General features: G+C 63.7%; 20 protein-coding genes. 10 read left to right on the forward strand and 10 right to left on the reverse strand.

Going from position 1 to position 17,193, the window contains the following annotated elements:
* Positions 1-8: 8 nt before the first annotated feature.
* Positions 9-1,028 carry a glycosyltransferase family 4 protein gene (locus ABEA18_RS03960; protein ID WP_345448022.1) on the reverse strand — a complete coding sequence of 340 codons (1,020 nt, stop codon included), beginning with the start codon at positions 1,026-1,028 and terminating at the stop codon, positions 9-11.
* A gap of 134 nt (positions 1,029-1,162) precedes the next feature.
* Between ABEA18_RS03960 and ABEA18_RS03965 the strand changes: the two genes are divergently transcribed.
* The 3 genes from ABEA18_RS03965 to ABEA18_RS03975 all read left to right on the forward strand — a co-directional run bounded on the left by ABEA18_RS03965 (position 1,163) and on the right by ABEA18_RS03975 (position 2,252).
* Entirely contained in the window at positions 1,163-1,669 is a 507-nt protein-coding gene (locus tag ABEA18_RS03965; protein WP_345448023.1) for a hypothetical protein, read from the forward strand.
* A 62-nt stretch (positions 1,670-1,731) separates the two neighbouring features.
* Entirely contained in the window at positions 1,732-1,983 is a 252-nt protein-coding gene (locus tag ABEA18_RS03970; RefSeq protein WP_306963534.1) for a type II toxin-antitoxin system Phd/YefM family antitoxin, read from the forward strand.
* A complete protein-coding gene (locus ABEA18_RS03975) occupies positions 1,980-2,252 on the forward strand; it encodes a Txe/YoeB family addiction module toxin (RefSeq protein ID WP_284991979.1) in 273 nt (90 codons plus the stop codon). Before ABEA18_RS03970 ends, ABEA18_RS03975 begins: the two co-directional genes overlap by 4 nt.
* Here ABEA18_RS03975 and ABEA18_RS03980 read toward each other — a convergent pair.
* Together ABEA18_RS03980 and ABEA18_RS03985 are read right to left on the reverse strand one after the other, a co-directional pair.
* The gene (locus tag ABEA18_RS03980) at positions 2,240-2,857 is read right to left on the reverse strand and encodes a hypothetical protein (protein ID WP_345448024.1); all 618 of its coding nucleotides are present in this window, start codon (positions 2,855-2,857) and stop codon (positions 2,240-2,242) included. The genes ABEA18_RS03975 and ABEA18_RS03980 overlap by 13 nt on opposite strands.
* 281 nt (positions 2,858-3,138) lie before the next feature.
* Complete coding sequence (locus tag ABEA18_RS03985) at positions 3,139-3,465, reverse strand: hypothetical protein (protein WP_345448025.1); 327 nt, start codon at positions 3,463-3,465, stop codon at positions 3,139-3,141.
* A gap of 191 nt (positions 3,466-3,656) precedes the next feature.
* On the opposite strand from ABEA18_RS03985, the gene ABEA18_RS03990 reads away from it, so the two are divergent.
* The 5 genes from ABEA18_RS03990 to ABEA18_RS04010 all read left to right on the forward strand — a co-directional run bounded on the left by ABEA18_RS03990 (position 3,657) and on the right by ABEA18_RS04010 (position 9,414).
* Positions 3,657-4,463, forward strand: a complete 807-nt coding sequence (locus tag ABEA18_RS03990) for a FadR/GntR family transcriptional regulator (protein ID WP_425550472.1) — start codon at positions 3,657-3,659, stop codon at positions 4,461-4,463.
* Between the two features lie 20 nt (positions 4,464-4,483).
* On the forward strand, positions 4,484-5,509 hold the full coding sequence (locus tag ABEA18_RS03995) for an asparaginase (RefSeq protein ID WP_425550479.1): 1,026 nt from the start codon (positions 4,484-4,486) through the stop codon (positions 5,507-5,509).
* A 55-nt stretch (positions 5,510-5,564) separates the two neighbouring features.
* Positions 5,565-6,989 (forward strand): aspartate ammonia-lyase, encoded by a 1,425-nt coding sequence (locus ABEA18_RS04000; protein WP_345448026.1) that lies wholly within the window; start codon positions 5,565-5,567, stop codon positions 6,987-6,989.
* Between the two features lie 124 nt (positions 6,990-7,113).
* Positions 7,114-8,631 carry an amino acid permease gene (locus ABEA18_RS04005; protein ID WP_345448027.1) on the forward strand — a complete coding sequence of 506 codons (1,518 nt, stop codon included), beginning with the start codon at positions 7,114-7,116 and terminating at the stop codon, positions 8,629-8,631.
* 111 nt (positions 8,632-8,742) lie between these two features.
* The gene (locus tag ABEA18_RS04010; RefSeq protein WP_345448028.1) at positions 8,743-9,414 is read left to right on the forward strand and encodes a FadR/GntR family transcriptional regulator; all 672 of its coding nucleotides are present in this window, start codon (positions 8,743-8,745) and stop codon (positions 9,412-9,414) included.
* Here ABEA18_RS04010 and ABEA18_RS04015 read toward each other — a convergent pair.
* The 7 genes from ABEA18_RS04015 to ABEA18_RS04045 all read right to left on the reverse strand — a co-directional run bounded on the left by ABEA18_RS04015 (position 9,411) and on the right by ABEA18_RS04045 (position 15,329).
* Positions 9,411-10,280: an amidohydrolase family protein gene (locus tag ABEA18_RS04015; protein ID WP_345448029.1), complete on the reverse strand. Its 870-nt coding sequence runs from the start codon at positions 10,278-10,280 to the stop codon at positions 9,411-9,413. The two genes, ABEA18_RS04010 and ABEA18_RS04015, sit on opposite strands and share 4 nt — an antisense overlap.
* Complete coding sequence (locus ABEA18_RS04020; RefSeq protein ID WP_345448030.1) at positions 10,273-11,229, reverse strand: aldo/keto reductase; 957 nt, start codon at positions 11,227-11,229, stop codon at positions 10,273-10,275. Before ABEA18_RS04020 ends, ABEA18_RS04015 begins: the two co-directional genes overlap by 8 nt.
* A complete protein-coding gene (locus ABEA18_RS04025; protein WP_345448031.1) occupies positions 11,226-11,540 on the reverse strand; it encodes an L-rhamnose mutarotase in 315 nt (104 codons plus the stop codon). The genes ABEA18_RS04020 and ABEA18_RS04025 overlap by 4 nt, the downstream gene beginning before the upstream one ends.
* Position 11,541: 1 nt before the next feature.
* Positions 11,542-12,825 (reverse strand): alpha-L-fucosidase, encoded by a 1,284-nt coding sequence (locus ABEA18_RS04030; RefSeq protein ID WP_345448032.1) that lies wholly within the window; start codon positions 12,823-12,825, stop codon positions 11,542-11,544.
* Between the two features lie 72 nt (positions 12,826-12,897).
* Positions 12,898-13,539: a carbohydrate ABC transporter permease gene (locus ABEA18_RS04035; protein ID WP_345448033.1), complete on the reverse strand. Its 642-nt coding sequence runs from the start codon at positions 13,537-13,539 to the stop codon at positions 12,898-12,900.
* A gap of 5 nt (positions 13,540-13,544) precedes the next feature.
* Complete coding sequence (locus tag ABEA18_RS04040; RefSeq protein ID WP_345448034.1) at positions 13,545-13,946, reverse strand: hypothetical protein; 402 nt, start codon at positions 13,944-13,946, stop codon at positions 13,545-13,547.
* A gap of 57 nt (positions 13,947-14,003) precedes the next feature.
* Entirely contained in the window at positions 14,004-15,329 is a 1,326-nt protein-coding gene (locus tag ABEA18_RS04045; protein WP_345448035.1) for an L-fuconate dehydratase, read from the reverse strand.
* A 144-nt stretch (positions 15,330-15,473) separates the two neighbouring features.
* Here ABEA18_RS04045 and ABEA18_RS04050 point away from each other — a divergent pair, with 144 nt between their 5' ends.
* Positions 15,474-16,385, forward strand: coding sequence for a fumarylacetoacetate hydrolase family protein (locus ABEA18_RS04050; RefSeq protein ID WP_345448036.1), 912 nt, complete (start codon positions 15,474-15,476; stop codon positions 16,383-16,385).
* Positions 16,382-17,131: an SDR family NAD(P)-dependent oxidoreductase gene (locus ABEA18_RS04055; protein WP_345448037.1), complete on the forward strand. Its 750-nt coding sequence runs from the start codon at positions 16,382-16,384 to the stop codon at positions 17,129-17,131. Before ABEA18_RS04050 ends, ABEA18_RS04055 begins: the two co-directional genes overlap by 4 nt.
* The last annotated feature ends 62 nt before the right edge of the window (positions 17,132-17,193 follow it).

A 17,193-nucleotide genomic window follows, 5' to 3' on the forward strand; every position in this document is an offset into this window, starting at 1 on the left:
GGAAGCCCTTACGCCCGTGTGACGGCGCGGAGGACCTCCCTTGCGGTGTCTTCCCATAGAGGCAACACACTGCTGGCTGCCTCGGCTGCCGCCCGCCATCCCTCCCGCAGGGCAGGGTCGCCGAGCCATCTCCGAAGGAGCTTCTCCAACGATCCGATTCCTGCCGTGAGATCGATCGCTTCACCGGCACCGTGGGCGCCGAGCGCTTCGACGGCGCCGGTTCCCTTGCGCACGACTACCGGTATGCCGTGAGCCAGGGATTCCTGGACCACCATGCCGAAGGACTCCGAATGTGAGATCAAGAGACTGAGTTCAGCACGGAGCCACTGGTCTTCCAAGGCCGGGCCGGAAAGCTCACCTGTGGTTTCCACCCGCTTTTCAAGTCCATTCCGGAGGATACGCTCCCGCACGGCGGCGGCGTAGGAGGGGTCTGCTTTTGTGGAGCCAACAAGCGCCGCTGTCCACGCCAGGTCCTTGATCCGTGCCAGCGCGTCGACGAATAGGATCTGGTCCTTATTGGGGAGCAGCGCGCCCACCATGATGAAATGCGGTGCCGCCCCAGCGTCTCGCGAACTCGGGCGTGCTTTCGATGGGAGATCCACACCGGGGATCGCCAAGTGCACGTTGCCCAGGCCCAGGGTTCTGGCCGCTTCGGCAGTCCGGGAACCTGTGCAGAGAAGACCTGTCGCTGCGCGCAGCGCGCTCGTTTCTACTGGATTCTCCCCGGAAGGGGGCATGTGGAGCAGCACCCAGACACGGCGCCCGGCAGCGGCTGCGCTCTCAATTTCCGCGAGTGCACCCGAGGCAATCAGGCCGTCGACAATGTAGATGGCCGGTTCCTCTCCGGTAAGTGCAGCTGCAAAGCGGTTCCGGTCTCCGGTACTCCCCGAAGGCCAGTCGCCGTCGAGCTTGCAGACCGAGACCTCCGTGCCCAGGCCCCGGAGGGCTTCAGCCAGCCTAGCGTTGTAGATATTTCCCCCGGAACGATGGCGCACATTCGCGGGCAAAATCATGCGGATCTTGTCCAAGGGCTGCTCCCTTCCATCGTGCCGGTTGTTTGGCCTCACGGTACTCGGCGATGGTGCTGACGATATAACCCGGGCGGGTGGCGTGGAAGGCGGACCCCATGTCCGGCGCTGAGCATCGGCGGTAGATTGTGGGCATGGGACAGACTTCTTCAGACCGTCGGGATGTGTTCGCTGACCGGCTCTTGGGTGTCGCGGAGTTCACCCACGCACACTGGTTCTTCGGCAATCTCTATGAGGCCATCGTCAAAATCCCGGACCGGGTCGCGGCCTCGGCAGCGAGCAGCGAACTCCCCCGAACCCCCTTTGGAGCGGGAAGCCCCGGGCGCTACTACGCGCCGGTCGCGCCACTCAGTGCCCCTGCCGCCGTCGCTGCCCTGGTCGCCGGGTGGAAGCATTCCGACAGCAGACCTTGGCTGATTGCGGGTGCCGCCAGCTCCATCACGGGCGCGGCCGCTACGGCGTACCTGCTTCGATCCGTCAACCCCAAGCTGTTCTTCAGCCCCCAGCCGCTCGACGAGGCGCACCGCAAGCCCCTGTTGAAGCGCTGGTACAGGGTCCACGCCCTCAGGCTCACGGCCAGCGCGATTGCGCTGGCCGCCATCCACCATGCCAGAACGATCCGGCTGAGAGGCAACGGATAAGAATTCCAGGTCGAGCAAAAAATCGGCGTACAATATTCTGTACGCAACTCAGGGAGATCACCATGCGCACACTCAGCTACTCGGAATCTCGAGCCCACTACAAGGAAACTCTCGACGCCGTCACGAATGACCGCGAAGAAGTAATCATTACCCGGCCAGGCAAGGAAGACGTCGTCATGGTTTCTCGTGATGACTACGAGTCCCTCCGTGAGACCGCTTACTTACTGCGCAGTCCAGCCAACGCGCAAAGGATCCTGTCGTCCATCGAGGAACTGGAAGCTGGCCGAGGCGTGACCCGGGATATCGTTGAATGAGGCTGATCTGGTCCTCAGCGGCGTGGGACGACTACGTTTGGTGGCAATCCCAAGATCGCAAGACGCTAAAGAGAATCAACGGGTTGCTACAGGACATAGCCCGGCACGGCAATGAGGGCATCGGCAAGCCTGAACCCCTGAAACATGGTTTCCACGGGTATTGGTCACGGCGCATCACGGACGAACATCGCCTGGTGTACAAGTTCGTCGAAACTGACGATGGCGTCGAAGTGCTTATCGCCGCTTGCAGGTACCACTACGGCAATTGAGGGAAATGCTGGCGGTTCCTGATCCGCGATTCGCCGAAGTCAACTCCCACCTGGCCAATCTCCCACGGTCCGCGGCCCCTGTGCAATGGCCTGCCCACAGCCACATGGGGTACCCAGCGAGGCGAGCGGAATCCAAGGGCAGGGGAGCTGAGGATGAAGTCGTCGATGTTGTCGACAAGCAGTTCATCCAGGAGTTCATGAAGCGCGTGTACAAGGGAGACCTGAAAGTCATGCACCGAGGCGGGCACATCTACTTCCAGTCCGCACACTCCGCCGCTGCCCAGGACGATCAGCCTTTCGGCGCTGCCGGAGAAGGCCTCCAGTACGGGCAGTGCCTCAAGCCACGCGACGGTCCTGAGCAGGGCCGAATCGGCGCTGGTGTTGCCTTTGGTCCAATCAGCCACGTCCCGGCAAAAGTCATCCAGGACGCCCAAATGCAATAGCGTCATGTGCAATCCCCGCTGCCTGCGCAAGGCAAACACGTAACGCGCCAACTCCTCATAGTCCGCAGGTCCCGCCCCGACACCGAGGACCGGCACCTCCACTGTGATGGGTGGTGCTGTCTGTGTCGTTGAATCCCATCCCCCGCGCGGACGGTTGGCCATGGGAGTAATTATGCTCCGGCAGCAGTTCGTTCGCCTCACGAATGCCGGTTCGACCGACTGGCCTATTGAGGCTCTCTCAATATCTGGGGCAGGAATCCCATCTGGTCGAGGCGCCATATCAGCAATGGTGTCAACTCACTCGGAACCAGGCGGAGGCGGTAAGTCCTCCTACCGTCGCCAATCGGCTCGATGACGCCTCGATCAAGGAGCGTACGGATGTTCTGGCTACGCGTGGCAGCGGAACTCGGGAAAGCGGATTCAAGCCCGAACAAGTCCGTGTGTCAGCGTAGTTCCCGGGCTAACCGATGCATCGACGAAGGCCGTTGCTTGTTGCAATGGACGATCTCTTGAACACCATCATTCTGCTGCACGTCGCCATAGCGATCGGCCCGTTCCACGCCCGCCACCGCGTCGACAATCGGTGTGCGGTTTCCTTCGATGCGCGCACTCATGATGTTCGACATCAGCTGGAAGAGGTCCTTCAACTGCGAAAAGATCGCAGGATGAGCCGTTCCCTCGCCCATGTCGCTACGTATCCGTTCAAGCTCGATGATGGCCTTGGCGAGCGGAGAGCTGAACAGGAAGTCGGGAAATTCGATGGGCTTCATCGCACCGAGATTTTCGCCAGGGTAGTCATAACAATTAAGTTAACGCCCGGTCCCGCCTCTAGAAATCAACCAACTCGCCGCCATAAGAGCGTCAGACAATTAAATATGGGGCATTCAGCTTTTAAGCCGAGGCCCACCCAACAAGCCAGCGAATCTTGACACCACCCTGTGACCCGTGCCATATTCGTAGAGTGAACCTGTCAGACAGCCGGACAGCCGGACAGGCCGCCACTGGACAGCCAGCCGTCAGCCAGAAAGCTGCGGCTGGCGAGCGCACCGCCACAAGCGGCGCCGTCCCCCGGGCGGCCCAAGTGGCGCGGCCATCAAGCTCCCGGCCCCTCGCCCGCTTCAGTGCAGCGGAAGCCGTGTTCAGCGCCATCCGCCAGGACATTGAAGACGGAACCGTGGAAGTGGGGGCCAAACTCAGTTCTGAAGCCACCTTGGCCGCGCAGTACGGGGTAAGCCGTTCGGTGATCCGCGAGGCGCTCCGTTCCTGCACTGCGCTCGGGCTGACAGTCACCAAGACGGGCAAAGGCACGTTCGTCGTCGCGGACCGGGTGGCCAATGACCTCACACTCGGCCAGTACTCGGCACGCGACCTCAACGAGGCCCGCCCCCATATCGAAGTCCCGGCAGCCGGCCTGGCGGCAAAACGCCGCAGCCCGGAGGAACTTGAACACCTCAAGGAAATCGTGGGTTCAATGGCGGCCGAGACCGACCCTGAGACCTGGGTCAGCCTCGACGCCAGTTTCCATTCTGCCATTGCCCGCGCAAGCGGCAACAAGGTCTTCGAAAGCGTTGTCGCAGACATCCGAGAGGCCCTGGCCCATCAATCCGAAACCTTGAACATGGTGGCCGACCGCCAGCATGTTTCAGACGATGAACACCTCCGCATCGTCGAAGCCATCGAAGCCGGCGACGCCCCAGCCGCCGAAGCCGCCATGGCCGACCATCTCAGCGCCGTCAGCGTTGCCTTGGACACCATCCTCAGCAAATGATCCACCAACTGAAGGAAGTCATGCCCACCCCGCATGCAATGCGCACCGCTACGCCCGCAACCACCCCGGCGGCAACCATTCCAGCAACCCCGCACCACGTCCCCCTCGCGGAACAGACCCGCGACGGCTTGGTCGAGAGCATCCACTACGGCTCCCTGATCGCCGTCGGGCCGGACGGCGAAACTCTCCTCAAAGCGGGCGATCCCGACGCCGCGTTCTACCCGCGGTCCTCCCTCAAACCGCTGCAGGCGGTCGCCATGCTCCGCGCGGGACTCAAGCTCCCGGATAACCTCCTCGCCCTCACCGCCGCAAGCCACTCCGGCGCCGCGATGCACCTCGACGGTGCCGCACGTATCCTCCAAATGCACGGCCTGGATAAAAGCGCGTTGGAAAACAGCACCGACCTCCCCTACGGCACCGCCGAGCGCGAAGAATGGCTCCGCGCCGGCGGTAAGCCCACCCAGCTCGCCCAGAACTGTTCCGGCAAGCACGCGTCCATGGCCGCCACGTGCGTGATCAATGGCTGGCCTGTCCAGGGCTACCTGCATCCCGAGCATCCCCTGCAGGTGCTCGTGAAGGACACCATCACCGAGCTCACGGGCGAAGACGCGGCGGCCATCAGCACGGACGGTTGCGGCACCCCGCTGTTTGCCCATAGCCTGCACGGAATGGCCCGGGCCTATGGCCACATGGCGGCTGCGGACAGCACAGAAGCGGAAGGCCAAGTAGCCCACGCCATGCGCGCATTCCCCGAGATGGTGGCCGGCGAGGGCCGCGACGTCACAGCGATCATGCGTACGGTTCCCGGGCTACTCGCCAAGGACGGCTTCGAGGGCCTCCAGCTCATCGGCCTGCGGAACGGCACCGGCGTCGCCATCAAGATTTCCGACGGCGGCGATCGCGCCCGCATGCCCGTCGCCGTCCGCATCCTTGAGGAACTAGGGCTCGACGGCGGCCAGCTCGCCACCCTCGCCAGTCCACCTGTGTTGGGCGGCGGCCACCCTGTTGGCGTGCTCCGTGCCGCGAACTTCCTCGCATCCAACTGACTTCGACTGAGTCCAACTGACGCAGCCAAACAAGCACAAAGACCTAAGGACAGCAATGACATCTGCCGTGCCCACCACGACAATTCCAGGTTTCCGCTCGGAACATGATCTCCTCGGTGACCGCGACGTCCCTGCTGATGCCTACTGGGGCGTGCACACGCTGCGTGCCATCGAGAATTTCCCCATCACCGGCCACCCGCTGGCCAGCAACGCCAACCTCGTCAAGGGGCTCGCCGCAGTCAAGCTTGCCGCCGCCCGCACCAACCGCGAGCTCGGCCTCCTGGACGACGAACGGGCGGACGCGATCGAGCAGGCCTGCCAGGACATCCTGGACGGCAAGCTCCACGAGCAGTTCATGGTGGACGTTATCCAGGGCGGCGCCGGCACCAGCTCCAACATGAACGCCAACGAGGTCATTGCCAACCGGGCCCTTGAAATCCTTGGCCACCCCAAGGGCGACTACGCCAGGCTGCACCCGAACGACCACGTCAACTTGAGCCAGTCCACCAACGACGTGTACCCCACCGCTGTCAATCTGGCCACCATCTTCTCGGTCCAGGGCCTTCTTTCGGCTCTTCAGGAACTCCAGATCGCGTTCGCGGAAAAGGGCGAGGAATTCCGCACCGTGGTCAAAATGGGCCGCACGCAATTGCAGGACGCCGTCCCCATGACCCTCGGCCAGGAATTCGGCGGCTACGCCGTGACGGTGGGCGAGGACCGGGCGCGTCTGGCCGAGTCCCAGCTGCTCATCCACGAGATCAACCTTGGCGCCACCGCCATCGGAACCGGCCTGAACGCCCCCGTTGGATACGCCGCAGCAGCCTGCAGGCACTTGGCCGAGATCACCGGCCTGCCCCTCGTCACGTCGGTCGACCTCATCGAGGCCACCCAGGACGTGGGCGCGTTCGTCCACCTCTCGGGCGTGCTCAAGCGCGTCGCCGTCAAGCTTTCCAAGATTTGCAACGATCTCCGCTTGCTGTCCTCCGGACCGCGTGCGGGACTGGGCGAGATCAACCTCCCGGCTGTGCAGTCGGGATCGTCCATCATGCCAGGCAAGATCAATCCGGTGATCCCGGAAGTGGTCAGCCAAGTGGCCTATGAAGTCATCGGCAACGATGTCACCGTCACCATGGCAGCCGAAGCCGGACAGCTCCAGCTGAACGCCTTCGAACCGATTATTGTCCACAGCCTCCACAAGAGCATCTCCCACCTGGAAGCCGCGTGCCGCTCACTCACGTCGCGCTGCATCCGGGGCATCACCGCGAATACCGAACACCTGCGTCTCACGGTAGAGCAGTCGATCGGACTCGTCACGGCACTCAATCCGCACATTGGCTACGCCTCCGCCACCGCCATCGCCCAAGAAGCGCTGGCAAGCGGCAAGGGCGTCGCCGAGCTCGTTCTCGAACACGGCTTGCTGACCTCGGAGCAGCTCGATGAGCTCCTCCGCCCCGAACGCCTGGCCAACCTCAGCAATTAGGCTGCGCCGCGCAGGGCGTCCGACGACGGCGCCCCTCACCAGCCGCCGTCGGGCCTGAACGCGCGAAGAAACAGGCCGGACGGCAAGATCCGGACCCCCAACAGGACACCCCCTAAGGATTCCCATGACCAATGCACCCATCACGGACCACACGGTCCCTCCGCAGGCGCACTCCACTGAAAAGCTCCTCCACGCCGAGGACAAGGGCTATCACAAGAGCCTGAAGCCGCGTCAGATCCAGATGATCGCAATCGGCGGTGCCATCGGCACCGGCCTGTTCCTGGGTGCCGGCGGCCGCCTCAACGCTGCGGGCCCTTCCCTCGTCATCGCGTACGCGGTCTGCGGCTTCTTTGCCTTCCTGATCCTGCGCGCCCTTGGCGAACTCGTGCTGCACCGCCCGTCGTCGGGCTCCTTTGTCTCCTACGCCCGCGAGTTCTTCGGCGAGAAGGCCGCGTTTGTGTCCGGCTGGTTCTACTGGATCAACTGGGCAACCACCACCATCGTGGACACCACGGCCGCTGCCCTCTACATGAACTTCTTCGGCAAATATGTCCCTTGGATCGGCGTCGTCCCGCAGTGGGCCTGGGCACTTATCGCGCTTCTGGTGGTGCTTTGCCTTAACCTGGTCTCGGTCAAGGTCTTCGGCGAAATGGAGTTCTACTTCGCCCTGATCAAGGTGGCTGCCCTGGCGGCGTTCCTGGTGATCGGCACGTACTTCGTCATCTTCGGCACGCCGGTACCGGGCCAGGAAGTGGGCTTCAGCCTCCTCGCGGACCACGGCGGGATCTTCCCCACCGGCATGCTGCCCATGATCATGCTCATGCAGGGCGTGCTGTTCGCCTACGCCTCGATTGAGCTTGTGGGCACCGCCGCCGGTGAGACGGAGAACCCCGAGAAGATCATGCCCAAGGCCATCAACTCGGTGGTCTTCCGCATCGCCGTCTTCTACGTCGGTTCCGTCATCCTGCTGGCGTTGCTGCTGCCGTACACCTCCTACGTCAAGGGCGTCAGCCCGTTTGTGACCTTCTTCGGCCACATCGGCGTGCAGGGCGTGGACGTGATCATGAACCTCGTGGTCCTCACCGCTGCCCTGTCCTCCCTGAATGCCGGCCTGTACTCCACGGGCCGCATCCTGCGCTCCATGTCCGTGGCCGGTTCCGCTCCAAAGTTCGCCCAGCGCATGAACAAAGCCGGCGTCCCCTACGGCGGCATCGCCATCACGGCCGGCGTCTCCCTGCTCGGTGTTCCGCTGAACTACCTCGTACCGTCCGACGCCTTCGAGATCGTCCTCAACGTCGCCTCCGTGGGCATCATCGTCACGTGGGCCACCATCGTCTTGTGCCAGATGCAGCTCAAGCGCTGGGCCGACAAGGGCTGGCTGAAGCGTCCGTCCTTCCGGATGTTCGGCGCCCCCTACACCGGCTACCTTTCGCTGCTGTTCCTGGTGGGCGTGCTGGTGATGGTGTTCATCGACTCTCCGCTCACCATGCTGGTTACGGCCATCGCCTGTGCGCTCATTGTGGTTGGTTGGTACATGTGCCGCAAGCAAATCCACGAGATCGCCGCAGCCCGGGACGGCTTCACGGGCAGCTCTCCCGTGATCGCCAACCTGCCGGTGGCCGGTGCCGAGGACAGGATCTAGACCCTTCAGTACTGAGTGCCCGACGGCGGCACCTGAGGTTCCGTTCGCGCGGAACCCGGGTGCCGCCGTCGTGCTGCCAAACATCGGATCATTCGCCATTAGGATGTAGCCATGGCTGTCACAGATGAAGCGATCAGCAAGATCAAGGACATGCTGATCCGCGGGGAACTCAAGGCCGGGGACCGCCTCCCGCCGGAGAAGGAACTGAGCGAGCGGCTCGGGCTCTCGCGAAGCTCCCTGCGTGAAGCCGTCAAGGCCCTCGAACTCATCCGGGTCCTGGACGTGCGGCGTGGGGACGGCACGTACGTCACCAGCCTTGACGCCAAATTGCTCAACGAGGCCGTGGCGTTCGTCGTGGACCTCCATCAGGACCGTTCCATCCTGGAACTCTTTGAGGTCCGACGAATCCTCGAGCCCGCCACCGCGTTCATCGCCACAGGCAAGATGACCCCGGCGGCGCTCACGGCCCTGCGCGCCACGATGGACGGGATCGACGAGAACACCGACGTCGAAGAACTCGTCGCGCACGACCTCGAATTCCACGGCATCATCACCCAAGCCGCCGGAAACGACTACCTCGCCGGACTGCTCGAAGCCCTCTCCAGCAGCACCGTCCGGGCCCGCATCTGGCGCGGCTTGACCCAGGAAAAGGCTGTGGCTCACACCCTTGCCGAGCACAAGGCCATCGCGGACGCCTTGGAACGCGGCGATGCCGAGCTGGTCAGGGCACTCGTCACGGTCCACATCAGCGGCGTCGAGACCTGGCTGCGCCAGGCGCTCTAGCTTGCATCGGTGAGCCGCTGAAGCCCATACGTCCGCACCGCGGTTCCCTCAAGGAACTCCCGGCGCTCCGCCGAAGTGAGTTCCCCGGCGAGTTCCAGCAGCACTTCCAGGGTGCGGCCGTACGGTGCACCCAAGGTACTGACGGGCCAATCGCCGCCGATCATGAGCCGTTCCGGACCGAAAGCCTCCAGCGCCTCGTCCCACAGTGGACGCAAGGCCTCCGCCGTGTACGGGACTCCCGGCAAATGCAGGCCGGATACCTTGGCCACCGTGTTGGGCAGCTCGGCCAAGGCCCGGAAATCTGCACGCCACGAGTCCATCGCCGCAGCATCGGCCAGCGGCGGCTTCCCGAGATGGTCCAGCACAATGGTCAGCTCAGGCAACTCCCGGGCAAGCTGAACCGTACGCCCGAGGTGTCTCGGAAAGGCGTCCGGTACGTCGAACGCCAATCCGTGGCTGGCGAGCATTCGCAAGGAATAGCGGACTGTAGGCAACTCGAAGAAGTCGTCCCTGGAGTCGTTATGGACCAAGTGCCGGACGCCCCGGAACGCGGGTTTCCCCAGGAACCGATCCAACTCCAGCTCCGCTTCGGACGGCTTGTCGAGGGGAATCCAGCCCACGATGCCGAGTACCCACGCGTTGCGGTCGGCGACGGCGAGCATGGACTCGGTATCCGCGACGGTGTCGTCAGCCTGGACGAGAACCGCTCCACCGACACCCGCTGCAGCCAAGGATTCGCGGGCCTCGGCCTCGCCGTAGCTGCGGAACAGTCCGCCGTGCTGCGGCCCGAGCCACGAGTAGGGGCGCGGGGCGACGCCAGCTGGATCCGGCGCAAGCTCCCACAGATGCAGGTGCGAATCAATCACCCGGCGCACCCGCCAAAGCCGCCCACAGTTCTTCCGGCACATCATCATTCATCCGGGCTGCGTTGGTGGACACTTGCTCCGGACTGCTGGCCCCCACCGTCACGTTCACAACGGCCGGGTGTCGCAGGCTGAACTGGAGTGCCGCCGTCGGGAGTTCCACTCCGAAGTCGCGGCACACGCCGGCGAGCGCCCGCGCACGCTCCACCAGCGCGCGCGGGGCACGCGCATAGTTGTAGTGCGCATCCTCGGGGACCTCGGGTCGCGCCAGCAGGCCGGAGTTGAACACGCCCACGTTGACGACGCCGGTGCCGCGCGCCACGCAGCGGTCCAGGAGCGGAACACCGGGCTGCTCAAGCAAGGTGTACCGGCCGGCGAGCATCACCAGGTCCAGGTCCGCGGCCTCGACGCATTCGAGTGCGGCTTCCGCCGAGTTGGTCCCGACGCCGATCGCCTTCACCACGCCGTCCCCGCGCAGCTTTTCCAGCGCGGGCAGGGCTTCCTTGATTCCCTTGGCGAGGTCGTGGACATCTGGATCGTGCAGGTAGGCGATGTCCACGTGGTCCAGGCCGAGCCGTTCGAGCGATTCCTCGATGCTCCGGCGGATGCCTGTCTCGGAAAAGTCCCACTGGCGTTTGCTCGTTGCCGGGACGTCGAAACCTTCGTCGTCCTTCGCGCTGGCTCCGGCCGCATTGGGCACCAGCAACCGGCCCACCTTGGTGGACACGGTGAACTCACTTCGGGGTTTCTCCCTGAGCACCGCACCGAGCCTGCGCTCGGACAGCCCCAAGCCGTAATGCGGGGCGGTGTCGAAGTAGCGGACCCCTGAGTCCCAGGCCGCGTTGACGGTGGCTGTGGCCTGGGCGTCCGGCATGGCACGGTACAGGTTGCCGATGCCGGCGGCGCCGAAGCCGAGCTTGCCCAGCTGGCCGTCCCATCGCGTGCCGCTCATGCCAGCTCCCATACCAAGGGGATGCCCGAGTCGTTGCCGGAATAGTCATCCTGGACTTCAAGAAGCTCCGCCATGCGCGCTTGCCACGGGACGTTGGCCGGATGGTCTGCGAGCGCCCGGCGCATGGACTGGTAGTCCGCCACCTCAACGAGGTGGAAGAGGTCCTGGCCACTGCGCCAGATCCGCCAATTTCCCACGCCGGCCGCCTTCAATGCGGCAACGAGCGCGGCGGGGATCCCCGCATGGGCATCTGCGTAGTCCTGCTCGGCACCCGGCTTGAGCCGGGTGTGCAGGGCGATGGTTTCCGGCACGCTACACCCCGGGCTTCAGGAAGAGTTCGACGACGGGCACCGCCACATCCGGTCGCTGGACGGGCAGCTTCAGTGTCAGGGTACCGGCCGGTTGTCCTCCAGGGGTGGTGTTGATTGCCGCCCGGTCCGGTGAGATCTCGAGCATCGCGACTTCGGAGGCATCGTTGAGCAGCTGGGCGTATTCCACCTTGCCGGCGAGTTCGGGGAGGTGGACGTATTCGAACGGCCACGCAAACAAGTGCACGTAAAGTCGGTCCCCGCGGCGCGTGTACCGGGTGTCGGCGGGCGGAGTCCAGGCCGCGGGTCCGGCTCCGTAGATGGCCCGGGAATGCAGCTTCATCCAGTCGCCGATGCCGCGGAGGGACTCCACAGCGCGGGGATCGAAATTCCCTCGACCCGTGGGACCGACGTTGAGGAGCAGGTTGCCATCCTTGGACACCCCATCCACAAGCATCCGCACCAGCAGATCGACCGACTTGTAGTCCAGGTTGTCCCGGTCATAGCCCCAGCTGCCGTTCAGGGTCTGGCATGCCTCCCAAGGCACCTCGACGCCGTCCACCACCATGGGACCGGACGGTTGGTACTGCTCGGGCGTAGCGAAGTCGCCGGGAATGTCCAGGCGGTCGTTGACGATGATGCCCGGCTGAAGTTCCCGGACCATCTTCAAGAGTTCCACGGAACCCCACGCCTCGCGGCCTTTGCCGCCCCAAATGTGCTTGTGGTCCTCGCTGGTATAGGAGAAGTCGAAGAAGAGGTAGTCAATCTGGCCGTAGTTGCTCAGCAGCTCGCGCACCTGGCCATGGAGGTATTCACGGTAGCGGGCCATGTCGCGGCCCTCGTTGAGTTTTTCGGCGTCGGGGTTGTCCCGTTCGGGGTGGAATCCGTCGATCGTGAAATCCGGGTGGTGCCAGTCAATGAGTGAATGGTAGAAACCGACCTTCAGGCCGAACTCCCGCAGCGCCTCGACGTATTGGGCCACCAGGTCTTGGCCGGACGGAGTCTTGGTGGATTTGTAGTCGGTGAGCGCGGAATCCCAGAGGCAGAAGCCTTCGTGGTGCTTGGTGGTCAGCACCACGTATTTCATGCCGGCGTCTTTCGCAGCATGGGCCCATTCCCGGGGATCGTAGAGATCCGGGTTGAAATGCTGGAAGTACTTCTCATATTCCTCGGCAGGAATGCGTTCGCGGTTCATGACCCACTCGTGCCGGGCCGGCAGGGCATACAAGCCCCAGTGGACGAACATGCCGAACCGGGACTCCGTGAACCAAGGTGCTTGGGCGATCATTGGTGGTTACTCCTTCAAAGTTGTTGCGGGTCTTTGGGTTGTTGAGCGTTGCGTGGCCTTGGAGGTGACGCGTTAGCGTCCGCCAAAGCCGCTCGTGACGATGCCTTTGACGAGGTGTTTCTGCAGGAGGATCAGCAGCAAAAGGGTGGGAGCCATCGAAATCACGGAGGCGGCCATGACGAGGTGCCATTGATTACCCTGCTGGCCGAAGAACATCTGCAGCCCGAGCGGAATGGTACCGAGGTTGTTGACGTCATTGATCACCACCAGCGGCCATAGGAACGAGTTCCAATAGCTGATGAAACTGAAGACCGCCAGCACAGCCATGGTGGGCCTGGCCAGTGGAAGCATGACCAACAGGAACGTCCTGAGGGTTCCCGCGCCGTCCACCCTGGCCGCGTCGTCGAGTTCTTGGGGTACGCCAAGGAAGAACTGCCGGAGCAGGAATGCGCCGAATGCCGTGAATGCCCAGGGCACAATGAGTGCCTGGAAAGTGTTCACCCAGCCCACCTTCTGCATCATGACGAACATCGGGACGATCAGTACTTCTTGGGGAATCATCAGGGTTGCGAGGAACACCATGAACACGAGGTTCCGTCCCCGCCAGCGCTGCCGCGAGAAGGCGTATCCGGAGAATGCCGAAAGCACCAGCGTGAGTGCCGTTCCAGCCGCTGAGACCAACAGGCCGTTGCCCATGAAGCGCAGGAACGGCATGTAGTTCAGGGCCTCCTGATAGTTCTGCCAGCGGAATTCCGAGCCGAACAGTTGTTCTTTTTGACGAGGTCATCGAGCGGGAGCATGCCATCCTTGAGCTGCGCGGTTCGCAGGCTCTGGACCGCCACCAGGCACGGGGCCGTGTTCGAGCTGAGCTGGGTGCTCATCTTGGTGAAGTAGTCCTGGAAGGTGGAGCCCTGCAGCGTGATCTTCACATCGCCCAGGGTGTTGCTGACGTCATCGGCAACTTTCTCCCAGTTCTTCTGGTCTTCCGTGCCGCCGACCCACATGGCCCAGGTCATGGCGGTCTTGCCGTCTGCGGTACTGCCGGACGAGCTGCCCCCGCAGCCTGTGAGTCCAATAAGGCCAAGTGCCAAGGCACCAGCCACAAACGCTTCTTTGCGCATATCTTTTACCACGTGCTTTCAGTAGGGAACTGTGCTTTCGAGGAATTTCGATAAAGGTTATTGCTGTGGAGTCAAAGGATTGGATCCCCCGGCCCACATCGGGCCGTCGGGAAAGCTGTAGTCGGCCAGCGTGCCAGCGACCATTTCACCGCCGGCACCGGGCGCCGAAGGCGGCCAGTAGCAGCCGTCGTGGACATCCACCGGAGTAACGAAGTGCTCATGCAGGTGGTCGACGAACTCAATCATCCGACCATTCTTGTCGCCGGAAACCGCCACGAAATCGAACATCGACAAGTGCTGGACGGCCTCGCAGAGACCCACTCCGCCTGCATGCGGGCAGACGCGGACGCCAAACTTCGCGGCAAGAAGGAGGATCGCGATGTTCTCGTTCACTCCCGCGACCCTCGCCGCATCCAACTGCAAGACCTGCAGGGATCCGGCCTGCAGCATCTGCTTGAACATCACACGGTTCTGGACATGCTCACCCGTGGCCACGGGGATCGGCGCCACGCCCCGGGCAATCGCGGCATGGCCGAGGACGTCATCGGGACTGGTGGGTTCCTCAATCCAGGCAATGTCATAGGGCGCCAGGTGTGCCATCCAGTCAATGGCTTCCTGGACGTCCCAGCGTTGGTTCGCATCCACGGCGATCTTGATATCCGGCCCCACAGCGTCGCGGGCCGTGCGGACGCGCCGGATGTCGTCTTCCAGCGAGGCCCCCACCTTGAGCTTGATCTGCCCGAAACCGTCTGCCACGGCTTCCTTGGCCAGGCGCACAAGTTTGTCGTCGCTGTAACCCAACCAGCCCGGCGTCGTGGTGTAGGCGGGGTATCCCTCCGTGAGAAGCGCTGCCCTGCGGGCGGCGCGCCCCGGCTCCGCCCTCCGCAATATTCCCAGCGCTTGTTCGGGCGTGAGGGCATCGCTGAGGTACCTGAAGTCCACGAGTGCCACGATCTCCTCGGGGCTCATTCCGGAAAGCAGCTCCCACAGCGGGAGCCCGGCCCGCTTGGCCTTGAGGTCCCAAAGCGCGTTGACGACGGCGCCGATCGCCATGTGCATCACGCCCTTTTCGGGACCGAGCCAACGTAGTTGCGAATCGTGGGCAAGAAGCTTCCAGGTGCCGCCCATGTCGCCGAGCAATTCTTCGACATTGCGGCCCAGGATGTGGTGGCGGAGTGCCCCGATCGCCACCGCCTCCACCTCGTTGCCGCGCCCGATGGTGAAGACGAAACCGTGGCCTTCATGACCGTCACCGGCGTCGGTACGGATCACCAGATATGCCGCCGAATAGTCCGGATCCGGATTCATGGCGTCCGATCCGTCCAGTTCCTGTGAGGTGGGAAAGCGGATATCGAAGGTGTCCACCGCGGTGATGACGCTCATTGTGCTCCTTGCTTGGCAGCAGGTAGTTTGCTGGGAAGAGCGTAAACATCCGATGTCTGCATTGTCAATGGGTCACATTTCCGTATTATGGAGAGCAACAGCAGACTAGAGCTCGGATGTTAGAGCCAGAGCACGGAGGAATACATGAACATGAAATTCGCCCGGCTGGGCACTGCCGGAAATGAAAAGCCGGTTGTCATCGCCCAAGACGCCAACGGTACCGAAAAATACTTCAGCCTCGACCCGCTGACGAAGGACATCAACGGAGAGTTCCTCGCCACCGACGGAATTGCACGCACCCGGGAAGCCCTTGCGGCCGGGAATCTGCCCGAGATATCGGCCGAAGGCCTCCGGATCGGATCGCCCGTCGCCCGGCCTGGAAACGTCGTCTGCATCGGCCTCAACTACAGCGCGCACGCGGCCGAATCCGGTGCCACGCCCCCGGAATCACCAGTAGTGTTCCTGAAGCCAAGCAATACGGTCAGTGGCCCGTTCGACGCCGCGCCCATTCCGCCGTCGTCGGAAAAGTACGACTGGGAGGTGGAACTCGGAATTGTCATCGGTCGCGAAGCGTCATACCTTTCCAGCACGGACGAGGCTGCGGACTGCATCGCGGGCTACGTCGTCGCCAACGATCTGTCCGAGCGCGACTACCAGTTGCCCGGCGCCGCAGGCCAGTGGACCAAAGGCAAGTCCCTTCCGCAGTCCACTCCCCTCGGACCGTGGCTGGTTCCCGCGGATGAGCTCGACGCCGGACACCTCGCGTTGCGCACCTGGGTCAATGGCGAGATCCGCCAATCGTCGGACACTTCGGACATGATCTTCGATGCCCTTACCGTGGTCCACCACCTCAGCCAATACATGGTTTTGGAGCCCGGCGACGTCATTCTCACCGGCACTCCGGAAGGGGTGGCGCTCTCCGGCCGCTTCCCGTACATCCAACCCGGCGACGTGGTGGAGCTCGAGGTAGAAGGGCTCGGCCGCCAGCGCCAGAAGTTCTACAGAGCCCACGCAGCTTCGCTAGCAGCAATAGGAACTGACAAGGCCACGCGGTGAGCACCGAGTTCGAGGGGCTCGTAGCCCTGGTCACCGGCGGGGCGTCGGGCATCGGCGCGGCCATCGCGGAGCGACTCGCCCACGGCGGGGCGCAGGTCGCCGTGCTCGACCTCAACCCCTCCGGGACCCCGCATTTCGGGGTCGAATGCAACGTGGGCGACGATGCCTCGGTGCGCGCCGCCGTCGACGCCGTCGTCCGGAAGTTCGGCCGCCTCGACGTGGTGGTCAACAACGCAGGGATCGGCGCACAAGGGGACATCTCTGCAAACGACGACGACGAATGGCACCGCGTGCTCGACATCAACGTGGTGGGCATCGCCCGCGTCAGCCGTGCGGCCCTGCCGTACCTGCGCGAGTCGCCCGCGGCCGCGATCGTCAACACGTGCTCCATAGCCGCGACCGCCGGGCTGCCGCAAAGGGCCTTGTATTCGGCGTCGAAGGGCGCTGTTTTGTCGCTGACGCTGGCCATGGCGGCCGACCATGTCCGTGAAGGGATCCGCGTCAACTGCGTCAACCCGGGCACGGTAGACACCCCGTGGGTGGGCAGGCTCCTCGAATCCTCCGCCGATCCCGCCGCCGAGCGCGCCGCGCTCAACGCCCGCCAACCGCACGGCCGCCTGGTCGAAGCAGCCGAGGTAGCGGGTGCCGTCGCCTACCTCGCGAGCCCGCTGTCCGGCTCGACGTCGGGCACGTCCTTGGCGATCGACGGCGGCATGCAGGGGTTGCGGTTGCGCCCGGTGGGGTAGGCACGTAACGCAACGCCCGCGCAACCTCTCCACGCCACTGATTCGCCTATGCTCAACACCAG

Origin of the sequence: Arthrobacter gyeryongensis, from assembly GCF_039543785.1 — a bacterium.
GTDB classification, from domain to species: Bacteria; Actinomycetota; Actinomycetes; order Actinomycetales; family Micrococcaceae; genus Arthrobacter; species Arthrobacter gyeryongensis.